The organism is Vibrio sp. 10N.261.52.A1 (assembly GCF_002876325.1).
Lineage (GTDB): Bacteria > Pseudomonadota > Gammaproteobacteria > Enterobacterales > Vibrionaceae > Vibrio > Vibrio chagasii.
This window is the reverse complement of the sequence record NZ_MCYD01000868.1, coordinates 1-10365: the sequence shown is the minus strand read 5'-3', so window position 1 is coordinate 10365 and position 10365 is coordinate 1. Positions and strand designations below refer to the sequence as shown.

The 10365-nt window shown below is 43.7% G+C and carries 8 protein-coding genes and 1 pseudogene; 2 read left to right on the top strand and 7 right to left on the bottom strand.

Annotation, left to right across the window (positions count from 1 at the left end; genetic code table 11):
- Window positions 1-3600 (top strand): VWA domain-containing protein (locus BCT81_RS18635; RefSeq protein WP_102425432.1); only part of this gene is annotated, 3600 nt, incomplete at its 5' end.
- A gap of 55 nt (window positions 3601-3655) precedes the next feature.
- On the opposite strand, the gene BCT81_RS18630 is transcribed toward BCT81_RS18635, so the two are convergent.
- Window positions 3656-4849 (bottom strand): class I SAM-dependent methyltransferase, encoded by a 1194-nt coding sequence (locus BCT81_RS18630; protein ID WP_102425431.1) that lies wholly within the window; start codon window positions 4847-4849, stop codon window positions 3656-3658.
- Window positions 4850-4999: 150 nt separating this feature from the next.
- On the bottom strand, window positions 5000-6403 hold the full coding sequence (locus BCT81_RS18625; protein WP_102425430.1) for a methyl-accepting chemotaxis protein: 1404 nt from the start codon (window positions 6401-6403) through the stop codon (window positions 5000-5002).
- 88 nt (window positions 6404-6491) lie between these two features.
- On the opposite strand from BCT81_RS18625, the gene yccX reads away from it, so the two are divergent.
- Window positions 6492-6779, top strand: a complete 288-nt coding sequence (gene yccX / locus BCT81_RS18620) for an acylphosphatase (RefSeq protein WP_008223500.1) — start codon at window positions 6492-6494, stop codon at window positions 6777-6779.
- Between the two features lie 44 nt (window positions 6780-6823).
- Here the strand turns inward: yccX and BCT81_RS18615 are convergent, their stop codons facing one another.
- The 5 genes and pseudogenes from BCT81_RS18615 to BCT81_RS18595 form a co-directional block, all read right to left on the bottom strand.
- Window positions 6824-7153 (bottom strand): TusE/DsrC/DsvC family sulfur relay protein, encoded by a 330-nt coding sequence (locus BCT81_RS18615; protein WP_008223499.1) that lies wholly within the window; start codon window positions 7151-7153, stop codon window positions 6824-6826.
- Window positions 7154-7313: 160 nt separating this feature from the next.
- A complete protein-coding gene (locus BCT81_RS18610) occupies window positions 7314-7979 on the bottom strand; it encodes a Bax inhibitor-1/YccA family protein (protein ID WP_008223498.1) in 666 nt (221 codons plus the stop codon).
- Window positions 7980-8273: 294 nt separating this feature from the next.
- A complete protein-coding gene (locus BCT81_RS18605) occupies window positions 8274-9038 on the bottom strand; it encodes an amino acid ABC transporter ATP-binding protein (RefSeq protein ID WP_004742336.1) in 765 nt (254 codons plus the stop codon).
- 22 nt (window positions 9039-9060) lie between these two features.
- The gene (locus BCT81_RS18600; RefSeq protein WP_061033461.1) at window positions 9061-10158 is read right to left on the bottom strand and encodes an amino acid ABC transporter permease; all 1098 of its coding nucleotides are present in this window, start codon (window positions 10156-10158) and stop codon (window positions 9061-9063) included.
- Between the two features lies 1 nt (window position 10159).
- Window positions 10160-10365, bottom strand: a pseudogene (locus tag BCT81_RS18595) (amino acid ABC transporter permease); the annotation flags it as partial.

The following is a 10365-nucleotide window of genomic DNA, read 5'->3' as shown; positions in this document are numbered from 1 at the left end:
ATTACGGGTGAAAACGACCGCCCCGTAGCAACGAGCTTCACCGAAACAACTATCAACAGTTCAACTACAGTTGATTTCGCACCACATACAAGTGATGAAGAAGATGATGCTGCTGGTATCGAAACTTCGGTAATTATCGAGAGTGAACCTATTTTCGGTACTTTGTACGAAGTGGCGGATGATGGTACTAAAACTGAGGTTGTGGTCGGACAAGAGTATGGTGATGCTGACAATTTTGAATATGTTTTAGATTCAGATATTGCTGACCAACTTAGCTTTAGTGCATCTGATCTTGCTTCTGATATTGATACATCAAACGGAAGCACATCGATTTCTTATTTTAACGATCTTATTTCGATTTCTGCTGGTACATACACGGGTAGTTCACCTGTTGGTAACGATGTAGTTAGTAACCCTGGGGTTTACTTGAATTACGATGGCTATAGTGTAGAAGATGGTTTTGGTGTATCAACAAGTAAGAACGGAAGTAGCGAACTTGACGTAACCTCGAAAGAATTCATTTCTGTCGATTTTGGGAATAGTGGTGCGGAAATTTTGTCTGCTAATCTAGATTTCGGTAGCGTTTATGGGAATTACAACCCTAACAGTAGCGCTGACGGTGAGATTAACGTTGTTGCATTGGACTCTGATGGTAACGTTGTTGGTACGTTCAACTTCAATACTGAAAACAATTCCAATTTCGGCGACGAGTATACTTTATCTATTGATTCTAGCGGTAATGCGACTGTTAACGTTTCGATTCCCGATGGTAACGGAGGTTTTATTCCGTTTACTGAGCTAAGAGTGTTCACAACTCAAGATGGATCATCGAACCCTAATAGAAATTCAAATATTACCTTTAAAGGCGTTGAGGTAGTTGATGCAAAAGTTACAGAGACCATTGATTACAAAGCAGAAGACTCTAGTGACTTAGAGAGTTCAACAGCGCAAGTTACGATTGAGACGGAATCTATCGTGAAACCTTCCCCTGAAGTGACTAGTGTCTTGCGTGATGTGTCTGAAGACGCTAGCGCGACACAATCTGTTGTGGGGAATATAGACGTACTCTACGCTGACAGTATTATTTTGCAGGAACCTTCTGAAAGCTACACATCTAATGGGCATGGTATTACTTGGATTTCTTCGAACGCTGGGCAAACGCTTGTTGGTACTGTCAACGGGTCAGTAATTTTAACTGCGACTATCGATGATGCCGGTAACTATGACTTAAGTTTGAGTGGACCCGTTGATCATTTGGATGGCAATACACAGCTAGACCAAATGTCGATCGATATTGGGGTAGTTGCGTCGAACAGCAACGGCAGTCAAACCGGTACTATATCACTCTCTATTGCTGACGATACTCCAATTGCACGGCCAATAATTAATGATTTACAGCCTTCTGCTAAGGCGGGAGCAAACGTACAGCTTATTTTAGATGTATCTGGATCGATGGCCTGGGATTCAGTAACTGGTAGTTCGACGGTGACTAATGAATCTCGTCTATCCATTATGCAAGATGCGGCAAAGCAGTTACTTAGCGAGTACCAAAGCTTAGGTGTTACACAAGTACAAATAGTCACATTCTCAGGTAGTTCTGATGCGCAAAATGGAGCAAGCGGTACGAGTTGGATGTCTGTGACAGAAGCTATTGACTTGATAGATAACTTGGCTGCTGGCGGCGCGACTTATTACGACACAGCTATTGATGCGGCTATGGATCACTGGGATGACACTGGAAAGGTTGATGGTAATCCATCAAACATAACTTATTTCTTGTCTGACGGTGCACCAAACTCTGGCGGTAGCCTAACAGATTCTGAAAAATCGAGTTGGGAGAGCTTTGTAGATTCCAATGACATTACGGCACTTGCTTACGGTATGGGTGAAGCCGTGCCAATCACTTACCTAGAGGATATAGCATACAATGGTGCTACCGATAGCGAGATCGGAGCTGTCGTAGTTCCTGATATTACTCAGCTTCCTCCTATTATTTTGCAATCGGTCGTCGATCCTATATCCGGTCAAGTGGTTAACGATGGTAGCAATGGCTCCATAAGTGGTTTCGGTGCAGATGGTGGCTACGTATCTGAAGTTACCTTTGGTGGGGTGACGGTCAGTTATAATGGTGTAGAGGCCTCTGTTTCTGGTTTTGATTCTGGTGTGAGTACGGCGATAGACGGCAGCCAAGTTTCTATATTTATTGATGATAGTCACACATTGGTTTTGGATATGGCCACAGGCTCTTATCAATTCTTTGCTGCAGTCGTGGACTCAGATATTTCGTTGGATTTCGACTATGAGTTGTCAGATAACGATGGGGATACTAGTAGCAGTAATATGACTTTCAATATAAAAGCTCCGGTGATGGAAGCTAATGACGATGACGTGTCTACTACGGAATTGGTTCCGGTGTTGATTGATGTATTGGCAAATGACTACAACCCACATGCTTTGACATCGATTTTGACTCTATCAAGCGTAACATTACTAAATCCAGCGCTCGGCCAAGTTTCAATCGTTGATGGACAAGTGTTGTTCGTACCTAGTGATAATGCTAATGCCGGTGATGTCGTTGAAATTTCATACACTGCAACGGATAAAAATGGAAATAGTGATAGCGCTACTATGTCGGTTTCGATAACAGCGCATAGCGGTAACACAATATCTGACGGAAACGGTATAAATGCGGTATATATGCCACAAGGGATTGTTTCAAGTAATCATGGCGACAATTGGCAAAGTCAGCCAGAACCTTCCATAACGGTTAACGGTGTAAAAGTTGAGCGAGGGCAACAAAATCCTCAGCTTACTGACAACTCCGATTTAATTGTAACAGGTGGCGATAATGATCATGTTGAAGGTGGCGATTTCAACGACATTATTCACTTAGGAGATAGTGGCAGTAATGCGGCATTCGATGTTCAAGACGCCGAAGAGTTTGTAGAGGCAGATGCTTCTCAAATTTATCAAGGAGATTCTGAAGATGGCACACTAGGCTCACCTTATGTAGCGCCGAGTTGGGCTGATGTTGGTCAGGGCGGTTCTGGTAATGATGTGATTTTGGGTGAAGCCGGCATCGATCTGATATCAGGTGGTTCTGGTCACGATTATTTGGATGGTGGTTCTGAAAATGATTATATTCGTGCTGGTAGTGGCAGGGATATTGTTATTGGTGGAACAGGCGACGATCACTTGAGAGGTGAAGGTGATGACGACATTCTTATTGGCGGTATTGGTGACGATATCTTAACAGGGGATGATGGTGACGATTTGTTCCAGTGGGTTGATCAACCATTCCAGAATGATGTCGATACAATAACTGACTTTACCCTTGATGAAGACCACTTAGATATTTCTCAGTTACTACCGAATGAGAATACGATGAGTGATCTATTAGAGCATATTGTTATTGAAAAGGCTTCTGGAAACGACTTAGTTATTACGATTTCGGAATCGGCAGGTCATACAGGAGATACACAAACGATCGTCCTTGATGGGGCAGCTAACCAGGTTTCTGGCTTGAGCTCAGGAGAGGTGACTGGGCAACAATTGAACGACCTGATGAACCAGTTGTTCAAACAGTTACCAGACCAATAACAAAAAAGGGCCGAAAGGCCCTTTTTTGTTAAGTAGTTATTTAAAACTAGATAGCTTAAAGTACCTTACAAGCAAAGCCTTTTAGGTAGAAGCCTTCAGGGTAAGCCGTGTCTGTTAAATGGTCAGCGGCTTGCTCGAAGCGCTCGACGAACTTAACGGTTCTGCCAGCGTCAATGGCCGCATCAGCGATGATCTTTTGGAATAGGTCTGTACCCATTAGGCCAGAGCAAGAGTAGGTAAGTAGCGTACCGCCTGGCTTTAGGATTTGCATTGCAAGCATGTTTACATCTTTATAGCCGTTTGCACCCGACGTCAGGTTGTTCTTACTTGAAACAAACTTCGGTGGGTCCATGATCACCACGTCAAACTTAGTGCCTTGGTCACGGTATTCGCGAAGCAGCTTGAAGACGTCAGCATTTAGGAATACAGCGCGCTTTTTCGAGATATCAAACTCGTTAAGCTCAGCGTTGAATTTGGCTGTTTCAAGAGCAAGTTGAGATACGTCTGCGTTGATGACTCGTTTTGCATCACCTTTAAGCGCGTACAGGCCAAAACCACCAGTGTACGAGAAACAGTTAAGGACGTCTTTGCCTTTTACGTATTTCATTGACTCTTTACGGCTATCACGTTGGTCCATGTAGAAGCCTGTTTTGTGACCTTCCATGATGTTTACGCTGATCTTAACGCCGTTTTCTTCAATTACGATAGACTTTGGTGGCTCTTCACCGTGAAGAACGCCAACCACTTGTTCTAAGCCTTCTTTCTTACGAACCGCTACGTCAGAGCGCTCGTAAATATTGCAGTCTGGGAAGCACTCAATTAGCGCTTCAACCAATACGCTTTTGTTAAATTCAGCACCAGCACTAAGGAGTTGGCAAACTAAGTAGTCTTGATACTTATCGATGGTGATACCTGGTAAGCCGTCTGATTCTGCTGCGGTCAGGCGGTAACCTGTTAGGCCATCACGTTCGATGATGTCTTCGCGTAATGACTGTGCGTCTTGAATTCGTTTTACGAAGAACGCTTTGTTGATGTCTTCTTTTTCAAATGTCCAAACACGTGCTCGAATTTGAGAAGATGGTGAGTAAGCAGCCTTCGCTAACCACTGACCATTTTGAGCATATACGTCTACCGTTTCACCCTGTTTTGGCTCACCCTCGACTTTATCGATACCGCGTGAAAATACCCATGGGTGTTTGCGGCGTAATGATTTGTCACGGCCTTTCGCTAGATGAATAGAAGGAGTCATAATTTACTCTGTTTGTTGAATTTGAAGGAGGGGTATTGTCGGGGAAGTGCAGGTGAAAAGCAAATAAGAAAGGGCCGCGTGAGCAGCCCTTGTCATGATTTTAATCAGTTAGATAGCAATATTCTAAATACTGCCTTTGAAAGACCAAGATTATGCTTTAAGACCTGTCAATAAGCCTTCCATGGTGTCACTTTGCTTACGAAGCTGGTCAATATTAGAATTACTCTTACTGATCATTTCACAGATGCTATCTGATTGATGACGAATTTCTTCGACGCTCTGTGCAATGTTATCGGCAACAACACCTTGCTCTTCAGCTGCGGTCGCGATTTGGGTACTGCTATCAGAAATGGATTGATTCTTTTCAGCTAGCGAGCCGATCTCAACATTCACTTCAGACATCAATGTTTGCCCTTCATTGGCGTTGTTCACCGTCACTTCCATCAACTTTGTCAGCGACTGGCTGTTACGTTGTAATGATTCAATCATACTTTGGATCTCAACCGTTGCTTGTTGAGTTCGACCGGCAAGTGCACGAACTTCATCAGCAACAACCGCAAAACCTCGACCTTGTTCACCCGCACGAGCCGCCTCGATGGCGGCGTTCAATGCAAGTAGATTGGTCTGCTCTGAAATACCATTGATGGTTGTCACGACTTCATCAATTTGCGCTGCGTTTGCATCCAGCTCTTCAACGGCTTGAGATGCGGATTGGATCTCTTGAGATAAGCTATAGATAGACGCCAACGTATTTGACACTTTGACTTGCCCACTCTGAGCTACACCGCGAGCGTCCATCGTTTGAGAGCTTGATGCATGAGCAAGGGTTGCTACCTCACGAATGGTTGCGGCCATTTGTTCAGTCGCACTTGCTAGACTGTTCAGATGCTCTTGTTGGTTTCCTGAGATATCAGAGCTTTGCTGCGTTGACTGATTCAAGTCAGAGCTAATTTGCTGCATGAGCGCAACAGACTCTTGAATCGAAAGCACCATGTTTTGCTCGCGTTCTGCTACCTTGTCGATAGTAATTGCGATTTCACTAAACTCATCACGAACAGGGAAGTAGTCCATACGACAAGTTAGGTCACCATTCGCGAGTGTGCTCAGTGCTTTGTTCATTGAGAACATTGCGCCGCCAATGAAAGTCATGATGTAGTAAACACCGAGTGCAATCAAAGTTAGGGTGACCGCAACGATCGATACCTGTGTTGCTGAAAGCGCAGACCACAGGTTTTGGTCGTGGTTAGCAACCAAACTAAATGCACCATTCATAACTGAAACAGAGCCTGCGCCATAACCAAGGGAGATAGTTTCGGAGCTATTAACCAGTTGAGCAACTTGTTCTTTGGTGAGTTGACCAGCTTCGATAAGCCCCTTCATTAAGAGCAATTCTTCTTGATAGAGGTGGGCCAGTAGTGAATCTGCTGCACTATCTAAAACGAGAGTTAATATAACAAGAGCGAGAAGAGGTAATAAAAAGAGGAGATAAAACTTTTCTTGGATTTTTAGGTGAATGAGATATTTATCAATCCAACGAAATGGGATTTCTTTCATAATCGTTATACTCGAAGTAAGTCCACCAATAAGCGGTGAATGAATAGAGTCTCAACTATATCATTCATACAATTTATGAGGCAACGTTATGAAAAATTCACAATCTATATTTGTCGTATCAGGCGTAGTTCAGTGTGTTGGATTCCGTTATCACACCAGCAGAGAAGCGCAGAAGCTTGCCATTTCAGGGTATGCCAAGAACTTAAATGATGGTCGAGTTGAAGTGTTGGCTGTTGGCGAAAGTGGCCAGGTAGATAAGCTATACCAATGGTTGCAAGTAGGTCCTGCGAGCGCAACGGTAGACAATGTGGTTAAGCAAAGGTTGGGAGAAGGTGAAAAGCGCAATGTGCGTGTTGGGGAGTTCCAAATACTGTAGCTAACAGGCCACAGTATTTGATTGAGATAATTAGTAACCTGTTGTTACAGACACTTTGCTGGTTTAGGTAAGCCTGCGAGTTTGGTCGCTTGTTTCGCTGGGCCTTTTTTGAATAATTTGAACAGGTATTTACTGTTACCTTTTTCTGGGCCATGGGCTTTTTCCATCGCTTTAACCAGCATGCGAACCGCAGGGGAAGTGTTGAACTCTTCGTAAAAGCTCCTTACAAAATGCACCACTTCTAAGTGCGCTTCGGTAAGCTCAATGGCTTCATCTTGTGCAAGAATTTCAATCATACCTTCTTCCCATTGTGTGTAATCCAACAGGTAGCCTTGAGCGTCGGTTTCGATTTGCTTGCCGTTATATTCAAACATGTTTAGTCCAGAATCCAATTAACTATTTAGGTAGGGTACATGACCAAGTTTACCTTTCTCAATAGATATCGTTGCGATCTTGAAAAATATTGATCCTATAGATACAAAAAAGCCCAAGAGATAGGCTCTTGGGCTAGATATTCTTCAATTAGGCGAGTGATTAGTCGTCGCTGCCCATGATGCCTAGGATGCTTAGTAGGCTGATGAAGATGTTGTAGATTGATACGTATAGGCTAACTGTCGCTGAGATGTAGTTAGTTTCACCGCCACGGATGATGTTTTGCGTTGTTAGCAAAATAACACCAGTCGAGAACAGGATGAACATACCACTCATTGCTAATGACAGAATCGGCATTTGTAGGAAGATATTTGCAACCATACCTACAAGTAGCACGACGAAACCTGCTAGTAGCATACCGTTAAGGAAAGACAGGTCACGCTTGGTAGTAAGAGCGTAAGCCGATGCACCCATGAATGCTAATGCGGTGCCGCCTAGAGCAGTTAGGATAACATCACCCATGCCTGCGCCAACGTACATGTTTAAGATTGGACCGATGGTGTAGCCTAGGAAACCTGTGAACAGGAACGTAAAGACTAGACCCATGCTGTTGTCACGGTTCTTCTCTGTTAGGAAAAGTAGGCCGTAGAAACCAACTAGCATCATGATAAGACCAGGACGAGGAAGGTTCATCGCCATAGATACGCCTGCTACAACAGCAGACCAAAGTAGTGTCATAGACAGTAGTGCGTAGGTATTACGCAACACTTTATTGGTTTGCAGAGCACTTTCTTGAGATGCTGTGCGTGAAAACATAGGGCTGTTCATAATCTTCCTCGTAAGGTGACTTCAATAGTTATTAGTACATTTATGGGGCTGAAAGTTCGAAAAATCAAGTCTTACAGTCCACTTGTATACTTAAAATAATAATCAAAATAGCTGGTTAAGTATTTCTGAAGGTGTAACAAAGTATGTCTTATGCTGATATCAAAGTGCCACGAACACCCGATGTTTAACCTTTATACTTGCGTTACCTATTTATATCCTTCTATCAACCAACTATCAATTTGAAAAATAAAAAGGCGACCTAAGCCGCCTCCCTTAATTATGCATCATAACACATTAATGGTGTAAGATTTGACTCAAGAAGTTTTGAGTTCTGTCTGACTGCGGATTTTCAAAGAAGTCGACAGGGTTGTTCTCTTCAATGATTTCCCCGGCATCCATGAAGATAACCCTATCGGCTACCTCCTTAGCAAAGCCCATCTCGTGCGTTACACAAAGCATGGTCATGCCTTCTTCTGCTAGTTCAACCATAACATCTAGAACTTCACGAACCATTTCTGGGTCGAGCGCTGATGTTGGTTCATCAAACAGCATGACTTGTGGGTTCATACATAGAGAGCGTGCAATCGCTACACGCTGTTGCTGACCACCAGAAAGCTGACCTGGGAACTTGTCTGCTTGCTCAGGGATCTTTACACGCTCTAGATATTTCATCGCAATCGCTTCAGCTTCTTCTTTCGGCATCTTTTTCACCCAGATAGGGGCTAAGGTACAGTTTTCTAGTACCGTAAGATGCGGAAATAGATTGAAGTGCTGGAAACACATGCCAACGTCACGACGAACGGCTTCGATGTTTTTTAGATCTTCAGTAAGCTCATTGCCAGACACAAAGATGTGTCCCTTTTGATGCTCTTCCAGTCTATTGATACAGCGAATCATAGTCGATTTGCCTGAGCCAGAAGGCCCACAGATAACGATTTTCTCGCCTTTTTTGACTTCTAAGTTGATGTTCTTAAGAACGTGGAACTCACCGTACCACTTGTTCATGTCTTTCAGTTCAATCATCAACTCTTGCGATTCTGGATTTAGTTGTTGCGTCATAATACGTCCTTGATCTTATTAACTATCGTTTGTGACCGGTGTGAAGTCTGTTTTCTAGCCATATCGAGTATCTCGACATGCCAAAACAGAACACCCAGAACACTAACGCGACAAATACATAACTTTCTGTAGCGAAACCTAACCACTCAGGGTCGGTGTTCGCTGCTTGACCAATACCCAGTACATCGAACATACCAATGATAAGTACCAGACTGGTATCTTTAAACAAGCCAATGAATGTGTTTACGATTGATGGGATTGTGATTTTCAGCGCTTGAGGAAGAATAATCAGCCCCATCTTTTTCCAATAGGTTAAGCCCAGTGCGTCAGCGGCTTCATATTGTCCTTTGGGAATAGCTTGCAGGCCACCACGAATTACCTCGGCCATATAAGCGGCACTAAATAGAACCACACCTACTAGCGCACGGAATAACTTATCGGTCTCAGAACCCGCAGTAAGGAATAGTGGCAGCATTACAGACGCCATGAACAGCACAGTAATCAGTGGAACACCACGCCAAATTTCGATGTACACAGTACAAATACTACGGATAATTGGCATTTCAGAGCGACGGCCAAGCGCTAGTGCTACACCAATCGGCAGCGATACAACGATACCCACCAATGCAATGATAAGCGTAACGAGTAGGCCACCCCATTTGTGCGTATCAACAACTTCCAATCCAAATACACCGCCGTATAGCAAACCAGCAATGATGAATGGGTAGATGTTTACGAAAAATAACCAAATCCACGTGCGTTTAGGTGTTTTTTCGTAAGCCAATAGTGCTACAAAGATAGCCAATGTTGCGTAGAAAAGGCGAGGGCGCCACAGTTCTGCCTCAGGGTAGAACCCGTACATGAACTGATCCCAGCGAACGCTGATGAACACCCAGCAAGCACCGTCACTAGTACAAGCATCACGTGTTGTGCCAACCCAGTCTGCATTTAGGAAAGCCCAATCGAAGGTTGTCCAGAGCAGTGAAAAGGCGATGTAACCCAAAACAACGGTGACGATGCTGTTTATCGGCCCATTAAAGAGATTCTTTCTTAACCAGCCGACTACGCCAACGGTATTAGCGGGAGGTGGAAGATCTGGTTGAAATTGATGTGTGCTCATATTATCTCTCCACCAATGCGACTTTACGGTTATAGATATTCATTAACGCAGAGGTCAATAAGCTTAGCGTTAGGTATACACCCATGGTCATGGCAATGATTTCGATAGCTTGACCTGTTTGGTTGAGAGTTGTACCTGCGAACACAGAAACTAAGTCAGGGTAGCCAATAGCCATTGCTAACGAAGAGTTCTTAGTGAGGTTTAAGT